11 protein-coding genes are annotated in these 23,304 nt (G+C 61.8%); 9 read left to right on the top strand and 2 right to left on the bottom strand.

Translation table 11 applies throughout. The features are described from left to right. Positions 1-78 precede the first annotated feature (78 nt). The 4 genes from lon (at position 79) to DMO26_RS20740 (ending at position 5,901) form a co-directional block, all read left to right on the top strand. Positions 79-2,499, top strand: a complete 2,421-nt coding sequence (lon, locus tag DMO26_RS20755; RefSeq protein ID WP_117194067.1) for an endopeptidase La — start codon at positions 79-81, stop codon at positions 2,497-2,499. 199 nt (positions 2,500-2,698) lie between these two features. Next, the gene (gene hupB / locus DMO26_RS20750; protein ID WP_007753405.1) at positions 2,699-2,974 is read left to right on the top strand and encodes a DNA-binding protein HupB; all 276 of its coding nucleotides are present in this window, start codon (positions 2,699-2,701) and stop codon (positions 2,972-2,974) included. A 205-nt stretch (positions 2,975-3,179) separates the two neighbouring features. Next, entirely contained in the window at positions 3,180-5,372 is a 2,193-nt protein-coding gene (locus DMO26_RS20745) for an esterase-like activity of phytase family protein (protein ID WP_117194066.1), read from the top strand. Between the two features lie 64 nt (positions 5,373-5,436). Next, entirely contained in the window at positions 5,437-5,901 is a 465-nt protein-coding gene (locus DMO26_RS20740) for a GNAT family N-acetyltransferase (RefSeq protein ID WP_162895002.1), read from the top strand. 87 nt (positions 5,902-5,988) lie between these two features. On the opposite strand, the gene DMO26_RS20735 is transcribed toward DMO26_RS20740, so the two are convergent. Further along, positions 5,989-6,975, bottom strand: a complete 987-nt coding sequence (locus DMO26_RS20735) for an aldo/keto reductase (protein WP_117194064.1) — start codon at positions 6,973-6,975, stop codon at positions 5,989-5,991. A gap of 122 nt (positions 6,976-7,097) precedes the next feature. Between DMO26_RS20735 and DMO26_RS20730 the strand changes: the two genes are divergently transcribed. Together DMO26_RS20730 and DMO26_RS20725 are read left to right on the top strand one after the other, a co-directional pair. Continuing rightward, positions 7,098-8,330 (top strand): metallophosphoesterase family protein, encoded by a 1,233-nt coding sequence (locus tag DMO26_RS20730; protein WP_117194063.1) that lies wholly within the window; start codon positions 7,098-7,100, stop codon positions 8,328-8,330. Continuing rightward, a complete protein-coding gene (locus DMO26_RS20725; RefSeq protein ID WP_117194062.1) occupies positions 8,330-11,782 on the top strand; it encodes an ATP-binding protein in 3,453 nt (1,150 codons plus the stop codon). The genes DMO26_RS20730 and DMO26_RS20725 overlap by 1 nt, the downstream gene beginning before the upstream one ends. Here the strand turns inward: DMO26_RS20725 and DMO26_RS20720 are convergent. Next, positions 11,779-12,621 carry a DUF6030 family protein gene (locus tag DMO26_RS20720; protein ID WP_117194061.1) on the bottom strand — a complete coding sequence of 281 codons (843 nt, stop codon included), beginning with the start codon at positions 12,619-12,621 and terminating at the stop codon, positions 11,779-11,781. The genes DMO26_RS20725 and DMO26_RS20720 overlap by 4 nt on opposite strands. Before the next feature lie 452 nt (positions 12,622-13,073). Between DMO26_RS20720 and DMO26_RS20715 the strand changes: the two genes are divergently transcribed. The 3 genes from DMO26_RS20715 (at position 13,074) to DMO26_RS20705 (ending at position 23,296) form a co-directional block, all read left to right on the top strand. Next, positions 13,074-14,252: a polysaccharide biosynthesis/export family protein gene (locus DMO26_RS20715; RefSeq protein WP_162895001.1), complete on the top strand. Its 1,179-nt coding sequence runs from the start codon at positions 13,074-13,076 to the stop codon at positions 14,250-14,252. Between the two features lie 159 nt (positions 14,253-14,411). Beyond that, positions 14,412-21,866: a type I polyketide synthase gene (locus DMO26_RS20710; RefSeq protein ID WP_117194059.1), complete on the top strand. Its 7,455-nt coding sequence runs from the start codon at positions 14,412-14,414 to the stop codon at positions 21,864-21,866. Next, positions 21,866-23,296, top strand: a complete 1,431-nt coding sequence (locus DMO26_RS20705) for an aminotransferase class I/II-fold pyridoxal phosphate-dependent enzyme (protein ID WP_117194058.1) — start codon at positions 21,866-21,868, stop codon at positions 23,294-23,296. Before DMO26_RS20710 ends, DMO26_RS20705 begins: the two co-directional genes overlap by 1 nt. The last annotated feature ends 8 nt before the right edge of the window (positions 23,297-23,304 follow it).

Below are 23,304 nucleotides of genomic sequence, written 5' to 3'. Positions count from 1 at the left end.
AGTGAAGTGCCTAGGTGACTGCCCTGAAGGCGACCCAGGCGACGGTTCCCGGAAACGGGACGATGGAAAGGAAATAAAATGACGAATTCAACGTCTGCGGCATCTGGCGTAGAGACCTATCCGGTCCTGCCGCTGCGCGACATCGTGGTATTCCCCCACATGATCGTGCCTCTGTTCGTAGGACGGGAAAAGTCCATTCGCGCGCTTGAGGAAGTCATGGGCTCTGACAAGCAGATTATGCTCGTCACCCAGATCAATGCCGGCGACGACGATCCCGAGCCCTCGGCAATCTACAAGGTTGGCACGGTAGCCAACGTGCTGCAGCTCCTCAAGCTGCCGGACGGCACCGTCAAGGTGCTGGTCGAAGGCCGCTCGCGCGCCAAGATCGACAGCTATACCGGTCGCGACGAATTCTACGAGGCGAAGGCGAAGATTCTCGCCGAGCCGGACGAGGACGCCGTCGAGGTCGAGGCTCTCTCCCGTTCGGTAGTTTCCGAGTTCGAGAACTATGTGAAGCTCAACAAGAAGATTTCGCCGGAAGTCGTCGGCGCTGCAAGCCAGATCGAGGACTATTCCAAGCTCGCCGATACGGTCGCCTCGCACCTGTCGATCAAGATCACCGAGAAGCAGGAGATGCTGGAGACGGTTTCCGTCAAGATGCGTCTCGAAAAGGCGCTCGGCTTCATGGAAGGCGAAATCTCGGTCCTGCAAGTCGAGAAGCGCATCCGCTCGCGTGTAAAACGCCAGATGGAGAAGACCCAGCGCGAATACTATCTCAATGAGCAAATGAAGGCGATCCAGAAGGAGCTCGGCGATGGCGAGGAAGGCCGCGACGAGATGGCCGAACTGGAGGAGCGCATCTCCAAGACGAAGCTTTCCAAGGAAGCCCGCGAAAAGGCCGATGCGGAGCTGAAGAAGCTGCGCCAGATGAGCCCGATGTCGGCGGAAGCCACCGTCGTGCGCAACTATCTCGACTGGCTGCTCGGCATTCCGTGGGGCAAGAAGTCGAAGATCAAGACCGACCTCAACAATGCCGAGAAGATCCTCGAAGCGGATCACTTCGGCCTCGACAAGGTCAAGGAACGCATCGTCGAGTATCTGGCCGTCCAGGCCCGCGCCACCAAGATCAAGGGCCCGATCCTGTGCCTCGTCGGTCCTCCGGGCGTCGGCAAGACCTCGCTCGCCCAGTCGATCGCCAAGGCGACCGGCCGCGAATATGTCCGCATGGCATTGGGCGGCGTCCGTGACGAAGCCGAAATCCGCGGTCACCGCCGCACCTATATCGGCTCGATGCCCGGCAAGGTCGTCCAGTCGATGAAGAAGGCGAAGAAATCCAACCCGCTCTTCCTGCTCGACGAGATCGACAAGATGGGCATGGACTTCCGTGGCGATCCGTCCTCGGCGCTGCTTGAAGTGCTAGACCCGGCGCAGAACTCGACCTTCATGGACCACTACCTGGAAGTCGAATACGATCTGTCCGACGTGATGTTCATCACCACGGCGAACACGCTGAACATCCCGGCGCCGCTGATGGATCGTATGGAGATCATCCGCATCGCCGGCTATACCGAGGATGAGAAGCGCGAGATTGCCAAGCGTCACCTTCTGCCGAAGGCGATCAAGGAGCACGCGCTGCAGCCGAACGAGTTCTCGGTCAGCGACGATGCGCTGATGGCCGTCATCCAGCAGTATACCCGCGAGGCCGGCGTTCGTAACTTCGAGCGCGAACTGATGAAGCTCGCCCGCAAGGCGGTCACCGAGATCATCAAGGGCAAGACGAAATCGGTCGAGGTCACCGCGACCAATGTCCATGACTATCTCGGCGTTCCGCGCTTCCGCCACGGCGAGGCCGAGCGTGAGGATCAGGTCGGTGTCGTTACCGGTCTCGCCTGGACGGAAGTCGGCGGCGAACTGCTGACGATCGAAGGCGTCATGATGCCCGGCAAGGGCCGCATGACGGTGACCGGCAACCTGAAGGAAGTCATGAAGGAGTCCATCTCCGCGGCGGCATCTTATGTCCGCTCGCGCGCCGTAGACTTCGGCATCGAGCCGCCGCGCTTCGACAAGTCGGACATCCACGTTCACGTGCCGGAAGGTGCGACCCCGAAGGACGGTCCGTCCGCCGGCGTCGCCATGGCGACCGCGATCGTCTCCGTCATGACCGGTATTCCGGTCGACAAGAATGTCGCCATGACCGGTGAGATCACGTTGCGCGGCCGCGTCCTGCCGATCGGCGGTCTCAAAGAAAAGCTGCTCGCAGCGCTTCGCGGCGGCATCAAGAAGGTGCTGATTCCGGAAGAAAACGCCAAGGATCTGGCGGAGATCCCGGACAACGTGAAGAACAGCATGGAGATCATTCCGGTCTCGCGCATGGGCGAGGTGATCCGTCACGCGCTCGTCCGCCAGCCGGAAGCGATCGAATGGGATGGCACCGTGGAAACGCCTGTCATTGCCACCGTTGAAGGCGTCGACGACGTCGGAACGGCGATCGCGCACTGATCGACAGCCTTTTGGCTACGCCAAAATGCGACGAACCTTGAAAAAAGCCGGCGAAAGCCGGCTTTTTTTGTGAAAACTAACCACAGACCCCTTGTTTTTCAGGCATTTCCGGAGCTTTTGGGTTGCCAAGGCCGGGCGGAAAACTATTGTCGGCCCCGAAATGATTGAGTCGTTCCAAAACCTAGAAAGGGGTGGAAACATGAACAAGAACGAGCTGGTATCCGCAGTGGCCGAAAAGGCCGGCCTCTCCAAAGCTGATGCCGCATCCGCCGTCGATGCCGTTTTTGAGACAGTACAGGCTGAATTGAAGAAGGGCGGCGATATCCGTCTCGCCGGTTTCGGCAGCTTCTCCGTTTCTCGCCGTGAGGCTTCCAAGGGTCGCAATCCGTCGACCGGCGCTGAAGTCGACATTCCGGCGCGCAATGTTCCGAAGTTCTCGGCCGGTAAGGGCCTGAAGGACGCGGTCAACAGCTAATATGCTGCCCCAGGGTTATGCCTTCGATGGCAACCTGTTCAGTCTCGAAGGCTCGGGTTTTCCCGGGCCTTTTCTTTTCCGGCCGTTAATCGGTTTAGAGCTCCGCCCAGGTCTTCAAGGCATCTCTAAGGTGTGAAGACCGTCATCCGCCTGTCATCTCCATGTCCCAATACCCACCGGTGGTTTCATGGACAGGAGGGCTCCTATGACATTCCGTATTCACGCGGCGCTGACCGCCGCGCTTCTTGCCTCGGCCGCGGCTCCGGCGAGCGCCGAACAGGTCTTCAATCGTATCGCGTCCTTCCCCGTCGCCAGCAATCTGCCGGCCGGCAAGGACAAACTGGCTGCGACTTCGGCCGAAATCGTCACTGCCAGCGAAGACGGCAACACGCTGATCTATTCCGACAGTCCGCTCGGTGCGATCGGTCTGATCGATATCACCGACCCGAAGGCTCCGAAGGCGCTCGGCGCCGTCACCTTGCAGGGCGAGCCGACCTCGGTCGCCTCCGTTGGCAAGAAGGTTCTGGCCGCGGTCAACACCGGGGAAAGCAAAGCCAAGCCGACCGGCATGCTCGCCGTTGTTGATCTTGCTTCGAAGGAGGTTGAGCTCACCTGCGATCTCGGCGGCCAGCCGGATTCGATCGCCGTCTCCAAGGACAAGACCTTTGCCGCGATCGCCATTGAAAACGAACGCGACGAAGAGGTGAACGGTGGCGCCATCCCGCAGATGCCGGCCGGCGACCTCGTCATCGTTTCGCTGAAGGACGGCACCGCCGACTGTGCCTCGATCAAGCACGTTTCGCTGACCGGTCTCGCCGAAGTCGCCCCGGAAGATCCGGAGCCGGAATTCGTTGCCATCAACGACAACGGTGAAATTGCCGTCACCCTGCAGGAAAACAACCATATCGCCATCATTGACGGCAAGACGGCCAAGGTCATCGGCCACTTCTCCGCCGGCAAGGCTGATCTGGAAGGCATCGACAACAAGACCGACGGCCAGCTCTCCTTCACCGGCAAGGCTGCCGGCGTTATCCGTGAGCCGGACGCCATCAAGTGGCTCGACAACAATCGCCTTGTCGTTGCCAACGAAGGCGACTGGAAAGGTGGTTCGCGCGGCTTCACGATCTTCGACCGCACCGGCAAGGTCCTCTATGAAGCCGGCGCTTCGATGGAACGTGCGATCGCCCGCATCGGCCATTTCCCGGAAGGCCGCGCCCGCTCCAAGGGCATCGAGCCGGAGGGCATGGAGTTCGCCACCTTCAACGGCCAGAACTACATTTTCATCCTCTCGGAACGTGCCTCGGTCGTCGCCGTCTACAAGGACACCGGTGCCGAACCTCAGCTCGTGCAGTTGTTGCCGTCGGGCATCTCGCCGGAAGGTGCCGTCGCCATTCCGGACCGTAATCTGCTGGCGACCGCCAACGAGCTCGATCTCGGCAAGGATGGCGGCGCTCGCTCGCACGTCATGATCTACCAGCTTGCCGAAGGCCAGGCGGCCTATCCGACGCTGGTCTCCAACGATATCGATGGTAACGTGCTCGGCTGGGGTGCGCTCTCCGGTCTCGTCGGTGACGCCGAAAAGGACGGTATCGTCTACGCCGTCAGCGACAGCGTCTACGCCATGCAGCCGTCGATCTTCACCATCGATACGACCAGGAAGCCGGCGCAGATTACGGGCGTGACCCGCATCACCCGCAACGGCCAGCCGGCCCAGAAGCTCGATATCGAAGGTATCGCGCTCGATGGCAAGGGCGGCTTCTGGCTCGCCTCCGAAGGCGATGCCGCCAAGTTGACCGGCCACGGCCTCTACAACGTCACCGCCAAGGGCGAAATCCGCACCGAAATCGGCCTGCCGGCCGACCTGCTTTCGGGCGAGACTCGCTTCGGCTTCGAGGGCATTACCACCGTCGGTTCGGGCGACGACATGGTGCTCTGGATGGCCGCCCAGCGCGAATGGAAGGACGATCCCAAGGGCACCGTCAAGCTCCTCTCCTACAAGCCGAAGAGCAAGGAATGGGGCGCCGTCCGTTACCCGATCGAGAAGGCCGATGCCGGCTGGGTGGGCCTGTCGGAAATCACCGCCCGCGGCGATTATGTCTACATCATCGAGCGCGACAACCAGGTTGGCGAAAATGCCAAGCTGAAGAAGCTCTATCGTGTGGCCATCGCCGACCTGAAGCCGGGCAAGATCGGCGGCGAACTGCCGCTCGTCAAGAAGGAAGAGGTCCACGATTTCACCGCCGACCTGAAGCAGACCAACGGCTTCGTCACCGACAAGCTGGAGGGGTTCACCTTCGACAAGTCCGGCAAGGCTTTTGCCGTCACCGACAACGATGGCGTCTCCGACTCGTCCGGCGAGACGATCTTCTTCGCGGTGGACCTCAAGGGCACCAACTAATATCCTTGCATTCGACAGGAAAAAGGCCGGGCAATCTGCCCGGCCGATTTTATGGAGTGATGCGTTGCGTATCGATTTGAAACTGGCCCTCGCGACGCATAAGCCGCATCTCAGAAGCCTTCTCTCTGACTATCTCATCGAGTTTGAACATTACGGCGGGTCGGGTACTGATTATCCCTATTTCGACGCTTATTGGGAGCAGCCCGATCATCGTTGGCCTTTGTTGATCCTGCTGAATGACCGCTGCGTCGGTTTTGCCTTCGTCAACACGTGGTCCCCATCCGGCAGAGGCACGGATTTCGCGATCGCCGAGTTTTATATTGCACCCGATACCCGGCGACGTGGCATCGGATTGGAGGCGGCAAAGACGGTATTGAATTCGCGATCCGGCCAATGGGAGCTGAGTATCATGGAGCGGAATGCTCCGGCTCAGAAATTCTGGCCGCGGGTTCTCGATGCGGTCGGGGCAGGGGGCTTGGAGACGGTCGTTTCTGATGACGGCACCATTTACCGGTTCAGGATGGGGTGACTGCGGCTTGCCCCTCATCCGGCTACCGCCACCGTCTCCCCGTCAAAACGGTGGGAAGGGATGTGTGGCACCGCCGTCGCTCTTTTCCTACCAACGCTGGTGCACATGCGGCGCCACCAGCCGCGCATAGATTTCCTTCGTCGCCGTCATCACGTCAGCCGAGATCGCCGCAAGCTCGACGGCCGCCGCATTGCCCTTGGCTTGTTCGGCATTGCGCGCGCCCGGAATGACAACCGTAACGGCTTCGTTCATCAGGATCCATTTCAGCGCGAACGCCGCCATGGAAGCGCCCGCCGGCACCAGCTTGCGGACTTCCTCGACGGCCTGAAGGCCCACTTCGAACGGCACGCCGGCAAAGGTCTCACCGACGTCAAAGGCATCGCCATGGCGGTTGAAATTGCGATGGTCGTCCTTGGCGAAGGCGGTATCGCGGTTGATCTTGCCGGAGAGCAGGCCGCTTGCGAGCGGCACGCGCACGATCACGGCGACATTCTTTCGCTTGGCTTCCTTGAAGAAAAGATCGGCCGGGCGCTGGCGAAAGATGTTGTAGATGATCTGGATGCTGGTGACGTCGGGATATTCGATCGCCTTCAGCGCTTCTTCGACCTTCTCGACGCTGACGCCGTAGTTCCGGATCTTGCCGGCCCGGCGAAGATCGTCGAGCGCGCCGAAGACTTCCGGACGATAGAGCACCTCGGTTGGCGGGCAGTGCAGCTGCACGAGATCGAGGTTGTCGATTTCGAGGTTCTTCAGGCTGCGGTCGATGAAGCCTTCGAGATTCGCCTTGGTATAGCCGTCGGCGGCATGCGGGCTCAAGCGCCGGCCGGCCTTGGTGGCAATCATCGGTCGGGTGCCGCCGCGTGTCTTCAAAACCCCGGCAATGATCTTTTCCGACCGGCCATCGCCATAGACGTCGGCGGTGTCGATGAAGGTGACGCCGGCATCGAGTGCCGCTTCCAGCGCTGCCCGGCCGTCCGCCTCGCTGACATCACCCCAGGAGCCGCCGATCTGCCAGGCGCCGAAGCCGATTTCGCTGACGGTGAAGGATGTGCGTCCGAACGCATGCTGTCTCATGGGTGTTCTCCGAATGGGAATGAATGGGACTATCCACAGGCTGCCTATGCCCGAGCTTTCTTCGTGCCCGGCATTTGCCTAAAACACCTGTTCCTGTCCGGCAATCAAAACAAGCGAGTCGAATGAGTTCTTTCCGTTTCATCCATGCCGCCGATCTGCATCTCGGCAGTCCTTTTCAGGGGCTGGCGCTGAAGGATGCCGCGATCGCCGAACTCTTCATCGAGGCAAGCCGTAAGGCTTTTTCGACCCTCGTGGATCAGGCGATTGAGCGCAATGTCGATTTCTTCATCGTCGCCGGTGACGTTTATGACGGCGACTGGAAGGACAACAAGATCGGTCTTTTCTTCAACCGCGAAGTGGCGCGGCTGGAGCGCGCCGGCATTCCCGTTTTCCTGCTGAAGGGCAATCATGACGCTGAAAGCGTCATCACGAAGACGATCACCCTGCCGAAGAACGTCAGCGAGTTCCCGGTGAACAAACCCGGCAGCTTCAGACTGGAACATCTGAAGGTTGCGCTGCACGGCCAGGGCTTTGCCGAGCGGTCGGCCACCGAAAATCTGGCGCTCGCCTATCCGAAACCGGAGACCGGCTGGTTCAACATCGGCGTCCTTCACACCTCGCTCACCGGTCGCGAGCCGCATGCGCCTTATGCGCCGTGTTCGGTGGACGACCTGCGTTCGCGCGGTTACGACTATTGGGCGCTCGGCCATGTCCATGATTTCGAGATCGTCGCCGAGGACCCGTTGGTGGTGTTTCCGGGCAACCTGCAGGGCCGTTCGATCCGCGAACAGGGCGCCAAGGGTGCTGTGCTGATAACGGTCGAGGATGGCCGAGCGACCCACGAGCGGATCATCACCGACAGCGCCCGGTTTGCCGAACTTTCCGTCACGGTCGGGCCGGACGACAATGTTCCGGCGATCCTGCGTCGCGTGGAGACGGCATTGGACGCGGTAGTCGAGGGGATGGAAGGCCGGCCCCTGGCGCTTCGCATGCGTCTGACCGGCAAGAGCCGTTTCCGCAGCGAGATCATGGCGCGGCTTGACGATTTTCGAGACGAGGTGCAGGCGGCCTGCCATCGCGCCCATGCGGATATCTGGGTTGAAAAGCTGGAACTGCGGCTGGAGCCGGAAATTGCGGGAATTGCCGCATCGCCGGATATGCTCGGTCTGGAGGGGCTGATTCCCATGGATACGTTCCCGCCGGAGCTGATCTTTGACGCGGAAACGAAGATCGCCGAGATCGTCTCACGCCTGCCGGGCGGCATCGGCGCCGGCGATCTGCCGCTCGGCGAGGATGCGAGGTCGCTTTTGGCCGAAGCGCGCGATCTTCTCCTGTCCCGGGCTGCGAGGGGCTGATGCGGTTCAGTCGCCTTGATATCCTGCGTTACGGATCGCTCACCGACCGTACGCTGACTTTCCGCCCGGATGCCAAGCTGCACGTCATCTACGGTCCGAACGAGGCCGGCAAGTCGTCGGCGCTCTCCGCCATCTCCGATCTGTTGTTCGGCTTTCCGGCCGCTGCCGAGATGAGCTTCCTGCACGACGCGACCTCGTTGCGCGTCGGTGCCGAGATCACGGCGCGCGACGGCGTGAGGCTTGCCTTCCGCCGAAGGCGCGGTCGCAAGAATACTTTGCTTGCTGCGACCGATGCCGAGGAAACCCTGCCGGAGGACACGCTGGCGCCATTTCTTGGCACGCTCTCCCGCGATATCTTTCAGCGCGCTTTCGGTCTCGATTCCGCCTCGCTGCGCTCTGGCGGCGAGACCATGCTGAAAAGCGGCGGCGAGATCGGCAGTCTACTGTTTTCCGCGGCCTCCGGCCTCACCGGGCTTTCGGGTCTGCGAAAATCCTTTGACGCCGAGGCGGACGGTATCTATGCCCCCCGCCGCTCGAAGGACCGGCTCTTCTATCAGGTGCTCGACGCGCACGACGAAGCCCGCAAGGCGGAGCGCGACAACGAGCTGAAATCCGGCGATTGGAAGCGGCTGCTGGCGGAACAGGCCGAGATCGAGGCGGAGCAGGCCGCCGTTCAATCGGAACGGCAGGAGACGAAACGGGCGCTCGACCGGCTGCGCAAGTTGCTGCGGCTCGAACCGGTGATGCGTGAGATCGACCGCGAGCAGGCTCTTCTCGCCGAATATGAGGCCGTTGCGGCGTTGCCCTCCGGCTTCGAGGTTCGTCTTTCCACCGCGCTGGAACATGCCCGGCTAAATGCCGAGGCGCGTCGGACGGGCGAGGCCGAAGTCGTTCGGCTGAAGGATGAGATCGCCGCCCTGCATGTGGACGAGGCGCTGATTGCCGCCATGCCGAAAATTCTCGCCGCGCACGCCGAAAAGGGCGCCTACCTGAAGGCACGGGAGGATATCGCCCGGGTCCGTAGCGAAGTCGACGATTTCGACTCGCGGCTTGTCCAGGCGGCTCGGCGGCTCGGTTTTGCGAGGTTGGAAGATCTGGAGCGCGCCCAGCCGGCCGATGCGGACCTGGTCCGGCTGCGGAAACTGGTGGAGGAGGGGATCGAACTCGACCGGGGGCTCAAGCAATTGCGCCAGCAGATCGAAGACGCGCAGCACGCGCTCGCAAGGCTTGGGGGCGAAGGGGGCGATACCCGGCTGGTCGATCCCAAACCCTGGGCCGAACAGCTTGCGGCGCTGCGGCCGGATATCGGCGAGCTTTCGGGTATCGAAACGCTGCAGGTGCGGGTAACCCGTGCGGAAAATGATCTGGCCATGGCGATCGGACGCCTGGATCCGCCGGCCAAGGATATCGTCCGTCTCCTGTCTGCACCGCTGCCGGATATCGCGACGCTCACCCATCATCGCCGGATGATCGAGGCGGCCAGGGCGGAAAGCGCCCAGGCGGCGCAGAGACTGGCGGCCCTGCGCAGCGAGGCCAAGGCGATTGCCGGCCAGCTTGAGGCGCTCGAAGGTGGCGAGCGCATCGTTTCCCCCGAGGATATCGCCGCGGCCCGGAGCGGGCGGGATCGCCTTGTCGAGGGATTCGCAGTCAAACCGGCCTCCGGAAAGCTGGAAGAATTGCAGACCGCCATCAGCGAGGCAGATCGGCTTGCCGATGCCGCATTGGCCGATGCCGAGCGCGTCTCTCGGCATGCACAGCTGACCCAGCGGCAGCGGGAACTCGAGCAGGAGGTCGCCGCCGCCGCGAATGCCGCGAAGGAGGCCGAGATCGCCGCCTTGGATGCCGTGACGGAATTCGAAGACCTCTTTCAGGCTGTGCCGGTCTCTCCCTCGACGCCGGAACGGATGATCGAATGGCGCCGCGCCGTGGACGGGCTTGCATCGCTCTCCGGCGCGCTTGATGCGACACGCGATGAACTGGAGAGGCTTCGCCTCAAGGAGGAGAAGCTCAAGCCGGCATTGCTGGCATTGGCCGATGCCATCGGCCTTGCAGCCATTGCCCTGCCGCCCCTGGCTCTCGCCCGTGGCCTGGATCGCCGTATTGCGGAAATCACCGAACGCTGGACCGAAAGCCGTTCGCTGGAAGGCAAGCGCCATTCCGCGGAAGAGACCTTGGAGCGCCTCGAAGAGCGTGAAGCTATCCTCCGCCGGGATGTCGAGCGCTGGCGCCGCGATTTCGCCAATGCGGCCGTCCTGGCCGGGCTTTCGGAGGACGCGACGGTCGATATGGCGCTTGCCGCTCTGGACGTCTGGCGCAGCGTGCCGGATCTTCTCTCCGAGCGTGAGAACCGCGACCGGCGGGTTCGTGGCATGGCGCGCGACATGGACGTTTTTGAACGGGATGTGCAGGCCCTTTGCGTCGAGGTCGCTCCTGACCTTGCCTCCCTGCCGGCCGATGCCGCAGCCGGTATGCTGAATGACCGGGCCATGGCGGCGAAAACGGAGGCGAATCGGCGCGAGGCGCTTGCCGCGGCGCTGGAGCGTGCCGAGCTGTCGCTCACGCATCATGCCGCGGATGCCGAGGCCCAGGACATCGAACTTGCAAAACTTGCGGAAATCGTCGGGAAGCCAGTGGCGGACCTGGAAACCGTGCTGGAGGAACTGCGGCAGCGCGGCCGACTCGAAGAGAGCCTTCGCCAATGCCGTACCCGCTTTTCGGAGCACGCGGATGGCACGGACGAGCAAGAGGCTCGCGCAGCCCTTGCCGGGTTTGACCGGATCGCCGCCGGGCTTGAGATCGAGCGGCTGGAGATGGAGGATGGGCGGCAGGTCGACCGGATTTCCACGCTGCGCACGGCCGAGGCGGACAACTTTCGCCGCCGTCGGGAACTTGAAACTGGCATTGGCGCCGAGCGCGCCGTCTTTCAGAAGCTTGCCGCCGAACAGGAAGCCCGGGAGCTGGCGCGGCGCTGGGTGGTGCTGAAGCTCGCATCCAGCCTATTGGCCAATTCCATGGAGGCCTATCGCGAACGCCAGGCCGATCCGGTCATGCAGCGGGCGGGCAGGATCTTTGCCGGCCTCACAGGCGGGCGCTTCACGCGCCTTGTCCAGCTTTATGACGAGCGAGACGAACTTCAACTGGCCGTCGAACGCAAGACCGGCGAGCAGGTTCCGTTGTCCGGTCTCAGCGAGGGCACCGGCGACCAGCTCTATCTGGCGCTGCGCCTGGCTTTTCTCGAAGACTATTGCAGCCGCAACGAGCCGGTTCCGCTGATCCTCGACGACATCTTCCAGACGTTCGACGACGAGCGCACCGCCGCCGGTATCCGCACGCTCGCCGCTGCCGGCGACCGGTTCCAGCCTGTCCTTTTCACCCATCAGATGAGTTTGGTCGAAGCGGCACGAAGCGAGATCGGCGGCGACCTCGATTTGATCGAACTGGAAAGAGCCTAAGATGCCAGCTTCGGCTGCAGGGCAGGCGCACGCAACGGCAGGCAGCCGATCGGCATCCGATAGGTGGAGGCATTCGACGGATCCGACGACGGTGGCAGTCCGCTGCAGGTGATCGTCTGCGGGCGCGGCAAGATGAGCAGATTGTATCGCCGCGCATCCGTCATCTCGGGGCTGAACGTCATCCGGTAGTTCTCGACGATCGACGAGAATTCCCGGCGTGTGGCAAGCATATCCGCAAGATAGCTGCGCGTCTCCGGCGCCATGGGCAGGCCGAAACGCTCTATCGCGGCGACCGCGCCTTGAAGCATCTGAATTTCGACCGCCGCTTCCGTCAGGCTGAGTTTGATGCGAAAGCTGCGTATCCTGTCCGGCAGCGCGCCTCTGGCCTGGATGAAAAGCGACCCGGGTTCCGGCGACGTGCCGAACTCTTCGAAGAACAGGCATTCCCAATTGTTGTCGGAGGTCGTGAATTCGGGTCTGGTGCCTTTCTCGCTTTTCAGAAGATCGCAGCGTTCTTCGGCCGAGATCGGCTCGGTCTTCTCGAACACCGCGGCGCGTTCGAGTTGAGCGCTGATGAGCCAGGCCGGATAATGGTCGGCTGGCGGCAGCTGTCTTTGCCGATCGACTCGAAGGTCGGCCGGCGGTGGGAGGAGATATTCCGCCAGCCCGAGCTGCCGGATGAGGCGCTTGTAGTTCCGGCCGTTGTTGACGGCGAGTACCGTCGTTGCCAGGGCCGTCAACACCATGACAAGAAACAGGACAAATACCCGCGCGGAGGAGCGTTGCCTGCGGCGCCGATCAGCAGGTGTCAGTTTTTTTGCCTTATCCTCTTCCGGCATGGGCTCCATTTCCGATCGAGGAATGTCCGGCGGTTGGGCAGTGCAATATCATACTCCCGGTCTGACTGAAAACTGCCCCGTTTACTGACTTTTGCAAACGGATTCGAGAGGGTGGCATGTTCGGTGGGAGATGCCGCGCAGGCACCCTTTGCCGGTTAAAGGGATGCAGAAGGCACGCTCTTGGCCGCCGGCGGCGAGGTCAGCTCCGTCACAGGCTCGTTAACCAAATTACTTAGATGGCATTTAACTCAACTTGTTTAGGTTCGCCCGGATACATTAAGCTCATGGCAATTATGACTTTAAAACCGCACAGGAATTTTATTTCGAGGGAGCCGGCGCAATCCGGCTTGTTGTTCGCCATCCGGTATGCTTTTCAGGGGCTGTCGGATTCCCACGGGTGTTCGTACCTGCCCTTCGGCAGGCAACATCGGCGCTGACTGGAGTATGGAATTTTGGTTCGAGTGACTGCGATCATGATGTGTGTGGCGCTGGCCGGCTGTCAGGCTGTGCCGGCTGAAGGTCCCCTGGCATCGGCGATCAATGCCGATGGAGGCAAATCCGGGTCCGAAGTCGGGCGCCAGAACGCGGCCATCTATGAGGTTGTCGATGTCGACAACCGGTCCGCGCAGCTCGTATCGCAATATGTCGGTTCGGCGCTCAAGCGTCGCTTCGGGATTGGCGGCGGCGGCGTCGGCCGCGCCGTGATTGGCGTAGGCGACGTCCTGAAGATAACTATTTTTGAAGCTGGTGCCGACGGACTATTCTCCACCCAGGACTCCAAACAGACAAGCCTTGATGTCGTGGTTCAGCCGGATGGTCAAGCGGCTATCCCCTATGTGGGCTTGGTCAGGTTCTCGGGCAAGACTCTGGAGGAGGCTCGCCAGGCGATTCTCGCTGCCCTCAAGAGCAAGGCCGTCGAGCCCGATGTGATCGTCAACAGCGTCAACACCGCCTCGCGCAATGTGACTGTCTCCGGCGCTGTCGGAAAGTCGGCCCAGGTGCCGCTCAGTCTCATCGGCGAACACATTACCGATGTCATTGCCAAAGCCGGTGGCCCGGTGGCGCAGCCTTACGAATCCTATGTGACGCTGGTTCGCAATGGAAGAACCGGCACGGCTCTGTTGAAGTCGATCATCGAAAACCCGTCCGAGAACATTTACGTTCAGCCGGGCGACCAGGTGTTCGTTACCCGTGACCCACGGACATTTACGCTGCTCGGTGCCGTCAAGCAGAATGCCCGCGTCGAATTCGGTGCGAACGATCTCAATCTTCTCGAAGCGGTTGCGCTGGGCGGCGGCGGTAACGATTCCGCAGTCAATGCGCGAGGCTATTTCCTCTTCCGCTATGAGGAGCCGGATATCATCGCCGCGCTCATCGGCAATGCGCGTTTCAACCAGATGCTGGCCAAGGGCATGAAGGCGGATAAAATGGGTCGGTATCCGCTGGTCTACCGTTTCGACATGAGCAAGCCCGATAGCCTTATTGTCGGGCAGACATTCCCGATCAAGAGCCGGGACGTCATTTATGCCGCCCGTCATAATGCCGTCGATTTCAACAAGTTCCTGTCGATTGTTTCCGGGCCTCTCTCGGTGGTTACGCAGGGTGTCGTCGTCGGCAATACTCTCAGGTGATTAGCTGCGCCAAGGTTCGATTTGCCACATGCTTGAAGTCTTGCTAGGAGATTTTAAGATGTTGTTGGGATCGATTTTCGGGTGACAACCTCAAGTAAGTATGTGTTAAGGTTCTGCGGCGGCTTGGGCCGTTAACGCTCAGACAAACACCGAGTGACCATGACGATTGAAATCATCGGCCGAGCCTGTGTAGCCCCGGGTGCCAATTCCGTAGACCAACTGCAGAGCATCCTGAGCGAAGGCCGCTGCACGGTGACGAGCATACCCGGCGACCGTTGGGAAAAGGCGCGTTTCTGGCATCCCAATCAGGGTATTCCCGGGAAAACCTATACTTTCGCCGCAGGTGTGCTCGACGATATCTACGCTTTCGATCCGGCGGTCTTTGGTCTGTCCCAGCGCGAAGCCATGCAGATGGATCCGCAGCAGCGGATTTTGCTCGGCCTCGTCTGGCGTGCCCTCGAGGACGCCAATCTGCCGGTCAGTTCGCTCGGCAAGGAACATGTCGGCGTCTATGTCGGTGCTTCCAGCCTGGAAAGCGGCAATCTCGCTTCGGAGGACCCTGCCTCCGGAAGTCCGTATTTCATGACGGGCAATACGCTTTCGATCGTTTCCAACCGTATTTCGCATATTTTCGGCCTGAACGGGCCGAGCATGACGATCGACACAGCCTGTTCGTCGTCGCTGGTGGCGCTGGATCAGGCGGTCCTGGCGCTGGAAAGGGGCGATATCGACACGGCGATCGTCGGCGGCGTCAATCTTCTCATCCATCCGCTCTCCTTCGTCGGTTTCGCGCAGGCCCGCATGCTGTCCCCGGAAGGGCTTTGCAGAGCCTATGACACGAATGGTCACGGTTATGTTCGCTCGGAAGGGGGCGTGGCCCTCGTCCTGCGGCGCACCGATCGCGCCCAGCGGGAGGGAGACCGGAGCCATGCCCGTCTGCATGCCGTCGCGGTCAATTCTTCCGGCCGCACCAACGGCATCAGCCTGCCCTCGCGCGAGGCGCAGGCCGATCTCCTGCGCTCGATCTACGAAGGCCGCGACATCGACGTCAATCGCCTCGCCTTCGTGGAAGGCCACGGAACCGGTACGCGCGTCGGCGATCCGGCGGAAGTCTGGGCGATCGGAGACGTGATCGGCAGAAAGCGCCGGGCTCCGATCCCGATCGGCTCGATCAAAACGAATATCGGACACACGGAGCCCGTTTCAGGCCTGTTCGGTCTGTTGAAGGCGATGATTGCGCTGGAGAATAATTTCCTGCCGGCCTCGCTCCATATCGAGCAAGTCAACGAGGACATCGATTTCGAGGGGCTGAACGTTCGGGTCAATACGTCTGCGATCAAGCTGCTGCCGGCCAAGGGCGCGCGGCTTGCAGGTGTCAATTCATTCGGCTTCGGCGGTACGAATGCCCATGTCGTGATCGGCGATCCAGATCCGGTCAAGGCCGCTGACGCGCCCGGGAAATCGGATGGCACGCTTTTCGTTGCCAGCGCCCACACGGCCTCCGCTCTGTCTCGTCTTCTCGATCAATATGAAAAACGTCTTGCCGAGGCGGATTCGAAACAGGCGGCGCTCGTCGTTTCCGCAGCGACGGCGAACCGCGAGGCGTTGCGGCATCGTTTCGCCGTTGCGGCCAAGGATGCCGAAGCGGTTCGTCAGGCGATCGAGAGCCGCCTTGCGGGAGAGGCTTCTGTCGGCGAGGTCGGCGAAGCGCCGCTGTCTGCGGCGAAGATCGCTTTCGTCTTTTCCGGGAATGGCGCGCAATGGGCGGGCATGGGTGCCGATGCCTATCGCGAAAACCGTCACTTCCGTCAGTGCTTCCAGTCCTTCAGCGCCCTCTTCGAATACCATCTGGGGGAAAAACTGACGGATCTGTTGGTCGCGCCTGATCTTGCGCTGAGGCTCGCCGATACCAAGATCGCTCAACCTCTGCTGTTTGCCGTACAGGCTGCCCTTGCCGATTGTCTCCACGCGGTCGGCATCCGCCCGGAGGCGGTCTTCGGCCATTCGGTGGGTGAGATCGCCGCAGCCTATGCAGCCAAGGCACTCACTGCCGCCGAAGCGGTGGCGATCGTGTCGAAGCGTTCGAAATATCAGGACGTCTTTGCCGGCAAGGGCAGGATGGCCGCGGTGGTCCTCAATGAGGAGGCGGCGCTTGCCTTCGCCCGCGCGCGCGGCCTCGACAATGTCTGCGTCGCGGCGATCAATGCGCCGAATTCGGTGACGATTTCCGGGCCGAGCGAAGAAATTCAGGCGTTCCGTGACGCCGCCCGCAAGTCGCAGATCGTCGCCCACGTCCTCGACATCAACTATCCGTTCCACCACCCGATCATCGATGATGCACGGGATGCATTCCTGGCTGATCTGCCGGGCATCGAGCCCGAGGCGGCCAACTGTACGTTCATCTCGACTGTGAGCGGCGAAGTCCAGGACGGCCGCGGTCTGGACGCGGACTACTGGTGGCGCAACGTGCGCGAGCCCGTGCTATTCAAGGCGGCCTGTCAGACCGCGCTCGCCATGGGTTGCAATCTCTTCATAGAGATTTCCCCGCGATCCATCCTGTCGAGCTATGTCAGCGAGACGGCCAAGGGGCTTTCCGTTCCGGCGGTGGTGATCGGCACGCTGCAGCGCGAGACCGGAATTCCGGGTAGGGATCCGGTGGCGCAGGCCTTCGCAAGGGCGGTCGCACATGGCGCCCCGGTACAGACGTCTCGCGGCGCCGCCAAGCGGAATGCCCATATCGATCTGCCGCAATTGCCCTTCGAACCGGTCGAACTCAAGATGCCGTCGACGACGGACGAGGTCGATATATTCGGGCGCAACAACAAGTACCCCTATCTTCTGCTCGGCTGGCGGACCGATCCGAACAGCGCCCATTGGAAGAACCATATCGACGCTCATCTCTTTCCGGATCTGGCAGAACATGTGGTGGACTCTCGGGCGATCCTGCCCGGCAGCGGCTTCATCGAGATCGCGGTATCGGCCGCGCAGCGCTATTACGGCACCGACACGGCAGAGATTTCCAACCTGGAGATCGTCCGGCCGCTCGAATTGCGCACCGACCGCATGGTCGAGCTTTCGACGCTACTTTCGCCCGAAACAGGCTATATCGAGATCCGCTCCCGCGAACGGTTGAGCAATGACGATTGGACCGTCCACGCGGTAGCCCGCAGCCGCCGTCCGATGAACGCATTTGCCGACACGGCCATTACACCTCCCGTCGGGGAGGTTCCCGTCACGGTGGGTGCCGACGAAGCTTATGAGACGGCGGAACGTTTCGGCTTGCAGTACGGGCCGCATTTCCGTTTGCTCTCGAAGGCCGTAGCCTTCGGCCGGACGGTCGTAGAGGTGGAGCTCAAGCCGGCCGCCGCCGCCGTGCATCCGTTCCTCCAATACAATCTCAACCCGTTCTCGACCGACGCCGTATTCCATGGCCTCGTGGCCCTGTTCGGCCAGCTGTCCGGCAACGACGTCGGATCTCCCTACATTCCGGTTCGCTTCGGTGCGATTCGCGTCAGCGGCGAGGGCACGCAGATCACCCGCGCGATGATCGAGATCGAGCGGTTCAGCGCTTATTCCATCAAGGCCCGCTTCCAGTTGTTCGACGCGGCCGGAAATCGCGTCGCGACCTTGGACGACTGCCGCTTCCGCCGCACGTCGCTGCGTCGCCATCACACGCTGGCATCCGTCGCGTTCCATTACGAAAGCGTCCCGGCCTCACTCCTCTTTTCGCGAGACGAGGCAAGGCTCAATGCCGCGGCGATCTTCCGGAACGTTCAATCCGGTTCGTCCGACAATGCCACGTTGCTTCTCGATGCGGCGATCTACCGGTCCTGTCACGAGATCGCCGCCATGCTTGCGGATCACCGTGGCGTCGTTTCCGCCCGGCGCTTGCCGACCGATCCGGAATTCCGGGCGTTCCTGACCAATTGCCTGTTTGTTCTCGAAGACGCCGGCATAGCGACGGCGGACGAGGGAGAATGGTATATTCCCCAGGAATTCACGCTGCCGCCGGTGAGCGAACTGCTGCAGGAAATCTATCGCGAGGATGCCGGGCGCGTGGCTGAGGCGGTGCTCGTCAACAATGCCTACCGCGATGCGCTGGAGCGGTTGTCCGGAACGGCCGCTCGTGACGACGGCGAAAGGGCCGCCAAGGCCGATACCTTCAGCGAAGCGACGATCGACCACGTCCTCGTGCATTCTCCGTTGGCCGGAAAGCGATTCTCGGCCCTTATCGAGGCTGTGGAGGCTGTTTTTGCGGTACGCAAGGGCGACGTCCGGCATATCTTGGAGGCCGGTTCGACGTCCGTCGCCGTAAGCCGACGTCTTGCGACGATTGCCGCGGAGAATGGCGCCACCTTGATCATCGCCGAGCCGCGGGAAAGCATACGCCGCATACTTGAGCTTGCGTTCGAACAGGACGTGCATGTCGTCCTCCCGGAAATGGAAAAACTCTCCGCCCAGCCGTCTGCAGGTCTCGTCGTCGCGGCGGGGACTCAGGCTCACAAGCTGCTTTCAAGCCATGACGAGATCCGGACAGCCATCCGGTCGGCCGCGGCAAATGGCGCGGCGCTTGTTTTCGTCGATCGGGCTCCGTCGGCATTCAACGATTTCGTCTTCGGCCAGTCCGAAGGCTGGTTTGAGAACAGCAATTCAACGGAATTCCCGATTGGCCAGCTCGGCACGGAGCGGCAGGTGGCGGACGTGATTGCATCGCTCGGCTTCGCCAAGCCGCAAGTCGGCGAGCATGGCTATGCGGAAGGCGGATTGATCCTCGCGGCTGGCGTGTCGGATGTGCGCCCCGTCGCGAACATAACCGCTCTGCCGTCCGGCAGCCGGCTTCTGGTGTTGGCTGAAAAGTCTGGCGCGGTTTCCATCCGTGATGCCAAGATCGCCGCGCTCGATGTGGATGCAGACGATGTTTCGCTCGCGCAAGCTCTTGCCGGTTTCAAGGATCAGGCGCTTCGGCTGATATATGTGGCGGAGCGCCGGGGCACGCGCGACGCTTCGGCACTCGCTCAGGATCGCCTGCGGCGGCTGGGACAACTGGCGGAAACGCTCTCGGTGCATCTGAGGAGCGCTGGAGCGGCAACCGTCAGGCCGCAGCTTGTCATTGTCGCTCCGGGCGGATCACCTCTTGCCGATGAACGGACGGACGAGGTCAATGCCGGCCTCTGGGCTTTTGCGCGCGTTCTGCAGAACGAATATGACGCATTTGATGTCCACCTTCTGGACGCCGAAACCGACACGGCCACGGCTTGGGTCGCGGTTCAGGAAATATTCGCCGCTTCGACCACCAACCGCGAATGGCAGATGGCGGCCGGCAATCTGCGCGAGCTTCGCGCTGCCACGGGCCCATTCCCGTCCGCTGATGTCCTCCGCTCGGATTTTTCTGCTGCGACCATCCGCCAGCTTGCGAGCGGTCGTGTCGAAAGCATTACCTGGGAAGCCTGCGATCTCCCCGTGCCGGACAAGGACGAAGTGGTGATTGCCGTTGAGGCGACGGGTCTCAATTTCCGCGACGTGATGTGGGCCATGGGCCTGCTGCCAGAAGAGGCGTTGGAAGACGGCTTTGCCGGGGCGACGATCGGCATGGAACTTGCCGGTCGCGTGGTCGAGGTCGGTGCCGCGGTTGATGATCTTCAGCCCGGCGACCGGGTCATGGGGATTGCCTCTGCAGCTTTTTCCACCCATGTCCGAGTCCGCCGCGATGGTGTGACCAAATTCCCGGATAGAATGACGTCGGCGGCTGCGGCAACCGTGCCGGTCGCGTTCCTCACCGCTTTTTATGCGATGGTCCATCTCGGCCATATCGAGAAGGGCGAAACGATCCTCATCCACGGGGCGGCTGGCGGTGTCGGTCTTGCGGCGTTGCAGATCGCGAAGCTGAAGGGGGCGATCGTGATCGCCACTGCGGGCACGATCGAGAAGCGGCGTTTCCTGGAAGCGCTGGGCGCTGACCATATTTTCGATTCCCGTTCGCTTGATTTCGTGTCCCGGGTCCGTGAGGTCACCAACGGCGAAGGCGTCGATCTCGTCCTCAACTCGCTCTTTTCGGAAGCCATGGAGCGCAGTATCGAACTGGTGAAGCCGTTCGGCCGCTTCCTCGAACTGGGCAAGCGGGACTATTATTCCGACCGCAAGATCGGCCTTCGTCCATTCCGCCGCAACATCAGCTATTTCGGCATCGATGCGGACCAGCTGCTGGTCAACATGGCGAATGTGACGAGGAAGATCTTTACGGAGATCGGCCGTCTGTTCGCCGATGGCAAGCTGAACCCACTTCCCTATCGTGCTTTCAGCCATGACGAGATCGGCAGCGCGTTCCGGCTGATGCAGAATGCCGGTCACATCGGCAAGATCGTCGTCCGGCCGCCTGTCGCAGGCAAGGACAGGGTGCTCGCGGCGCCGGTCGAGACGCTGCGTTTTGCCGGCGACGGGATCTTCCTGGTCGCCGGCGGTATCGGCGGTTTCGGTCTCGCAGCCGCCGAATGGCTGGTGTCCAAGGGTGTGCGGCGCATCGCGCTCTGCTCGCGCCGCGGAATGGCGGACGAGGAGACGCTTGCCGCGATCTCCGTCTGGCACAAGAAGGGCGTGCATGCGACCGTGCATGCCTGCGATATCGGTGACGAGGCGGCCGTATCCGTACTGCTGGAGCTTCTGCGCACGGAAGGCCCGGTAAAGGGCATCATCCACGCCGCGATGGTGCTTGACGATGCGCTGCTGTCCAACCTGACGCCCGAGCGCAACAAGCCGGTCGTGGACGTGAAGGTAAAGGGGGCGGAAATCCTGCACCGGTTGACGGCCAAGGATAATCTCGAGCTCTTCCTGCTCTTCTCGTCGGCCACGACGATGATGGGCAATCCGGGGCAGGCGAACTACGTCATCGCCAACGGTTATCTAGAAGGTCTCGCGCGCACCCGCCGTGCGGCTGGCCTGCCAGGTCTTGCGGTCGGTTTCGGTGCAATCGCCGATACGGGTTTCCTGGCTCGCAACGCCGAAGTGAACGAGATCCTCTCCAAGCGTATAGGCAAGACCGCCATGAAGGCCCGCGAGGCACTGGAACAGGTGGAGCGCTATATGCTGGCGGATACCGGCACCGTCGATGCGGCTGCCGTGATGATCGCCGAGATCGACTGGAATGCCGTGCGCATGCTGCCGATCGCCAAGGGAGCGTTTTTCGAGACGGTCCTTCGATCCGCCGGTAGCAACAATGCCTCGGCCGACGGCGATACGATCGATCTTGAGGAGATGATCTTCGGCAAGTCCGCAGACGAAGCGCAGCAGCTGCTTCACAAGCTGGTCGCAAGTGAAATCGCCGCCATCCTGCGCGTCACCGAGGACACCATCACGCCGGACAAGATCCTCAAGGAGATCGGTCTCGACAGTCTGATGGCCATGGAACTCGGCATGGGCTTCCAGCAGAAGACGGGATACGATATTCCATTGAGCGGCGTCGGTGACGATACGACCGTCGGCGACGTCGTTACGCGCTTGCGCGAGCGGGTGTCGAAGCACAGTGATGATACCGAAGAGGCGGCGCCGATCCAAAATCCGGTGGTCGACAGGCTCGTGAAGAGCCATTCCGTCTCGCAGCAGAAAGCGGCGACGCAGTGATGAATGAAGGTCCGGAAGACGAAACCTCCCCAGGGCTCGGCGCTGAGGGAAAACGCGGACTGTTGGATAAAATGCGTCAGGCCAGCGAATCGACCGGGCGCAACCGTGCGGCGCGCCTCAACCGGCAGCCGCAGCCGCCTGCACGCCAAGCCCTGCGTTTCGATGAATTGCCGGAATACCAGCGCGTCAATGTTCAGCGCATGGCGGGCGAGATGATCGGTGTCGCCAACCCTTTCTACCGCTCCCACGATAGGGCGGCGGCCGCCACCACGGTCATGGGCGGACGGGAACTCGTCAATTTCGCCTCCTACGACTATCTGGCGACGAACACCGATCCTCAGACGATCGAAAAGGCCAAGGCGGCGATCGACCGTTTCGGCATATCTGCGTCGGCAAGCCGGCTCGTTGCGGGGGAGCGTCCGGTCCATACCGAGCTCGAAGACGAGCTGGCCGCAGTCTACGGCGTCGACGCGGCAGTCTGTTTCGTCAGCGGATATCTCACCAATGTCGCGTCGATCAGCTGTCTCATGGGCCCGCAGGATCTCGTCATCCACGACGAATTCATCCACAACAGCGCGCTGGCAGGCATCAAGCAGTCCGGCGCGACCCGAAGGCTGTTCCGGCATAACGATACGGAGAACCTCGAATCGGTGCTCCGGACGCTGTCTGCCGACTTCCGCCGCATTTTGGTCATCGTCGAAGGCGTCTATTCGATGGACGGCGACATCGCCAACCTGCCGGCCCTTCTGGAGCTCAGGTCCCGTTACGGCTTTTGGCTGATGGTCGACGAGGCCCATGCGCTCGGCGTGCTCGGCGCGACCGGTCGCGGCACGTTCGAGCATTTCGGCATCGATCCGCGCGAAATCGATATCTGGATGGGGACGCTGTCGAAGACCACGTCGAGCTGCGGCGGTTACATCGCCGGATCCCAGCCGCTGATCGACATCCTGAAGGCCGAAGCCGGCGGGTTCGTCTATAGCGTTGGCCTCGCCCCCGTGCTGGCCGCGGCGGCGCGTTCAGGCCTGCAGATCCTGCGCACGGAGCCCGAGCGAACCGAAAAACTGCATCGCAACGGTGCGCTTTTTCTGGAACATGCCAAGGCTGCAGGCCTCGATACGGGCCTCAGCGTCGGGTTTTCCGTCGTGCCGGTCATCGTGGGCGATTCCCTGCGCGCCGTACAGCTTTCCAACGAATTGCTGGAGGAGGGGATCAATGTTCTGCCGATCATCCATCCGGCGGTCCCGGAAGGCATGGCAAGGCTTCGTTTCTTCATCACCTGCAACCATACCGCGGAGCAGATCCGCCATTCGGTGGAGGTCACGGCCCGCAAGCTCAAGGATTTGCAGGACCGCAATTTCGGCCTCGCATCGCTGGACATGGATAAAGTGATGCAGCTTGCCCCGCTCCTGCAGGCTGCCGGCAAGTCTTGAGATCGCAG

Source organism: Rhizobium terrae (assembly GCF_003425685.1).
Taxonomy (GTDB): Bacteria; Pseudomonadota; Alphaproteobacteria; order Rhizobiales; family Rhizobiaceae; genus Neorhizobium; species Neorhizobium terrae.
This window is presented reverse-complemented; position numbering and strand designations above follow the sequence as displayed.

Coding starts and splice junctions, on each gene's coding strand:
- lon (WP_117194067.1), top strand. CDS start 79: ATGACGAATTCAACGTCTGCGGCATCTGGCGTAGAGACCTATCCGGTC.
- hupB (WP_007753405.1), top strand. CDS start 2,699: ATGAACAAGAACGAGCTGGTATCCGCAGTGGCCGAAAAGGCCGGCCTC.
- DMO26_RS20745 (WP_117194066.1), top strand. CDS start 3,180: ATGACATTCCGTATTCACGCGGCGCTGACCGCCGCGCTTCTTGCCTCG.
- DMO26_RS20735 (WP_117194064.1), bottom strand. CDS start 6,975: ATGAGACAGCATGCGTTCGGACGCACATCCTTCACCGTCAGCGAAATC.
- DMO26_RS20730 (WP_117194063.1), top strand. CDS start 7,098: ATGAGTTCTTTCCGTTTCATCCATGCCGCCGATCTGCATCTCGGCAGT.
- DMO26_RS20725 (WP_117194062.1), top strand. CDS start 8,330: ATGCGGTTCAGTCGCCTTGATATCCTGCGTTACGGATCGCTCACCGAC.
- DMO26_RS20720 (WP_117194061.1), bottom strand. CDS start 12,621: ATGCCGGAAGAGGATAAGGCAAAAAAACTGACACCTGCTGATCGGCGC.
- DMO26_RS20710 (WP_117194059.1), top strand. CDS start 14,412: ATGACGATTGAAATCATCGGCCGAGCCTGTGTAGCCCCGGGTGCCAAT.
- DMO26_RS20705 (WP_117194058.1), top strand. CDS start 21,866: ATGAATGAAGGTCCGGAAGACGAAACCTCCCCAGGGCTCGGCGCTGAG.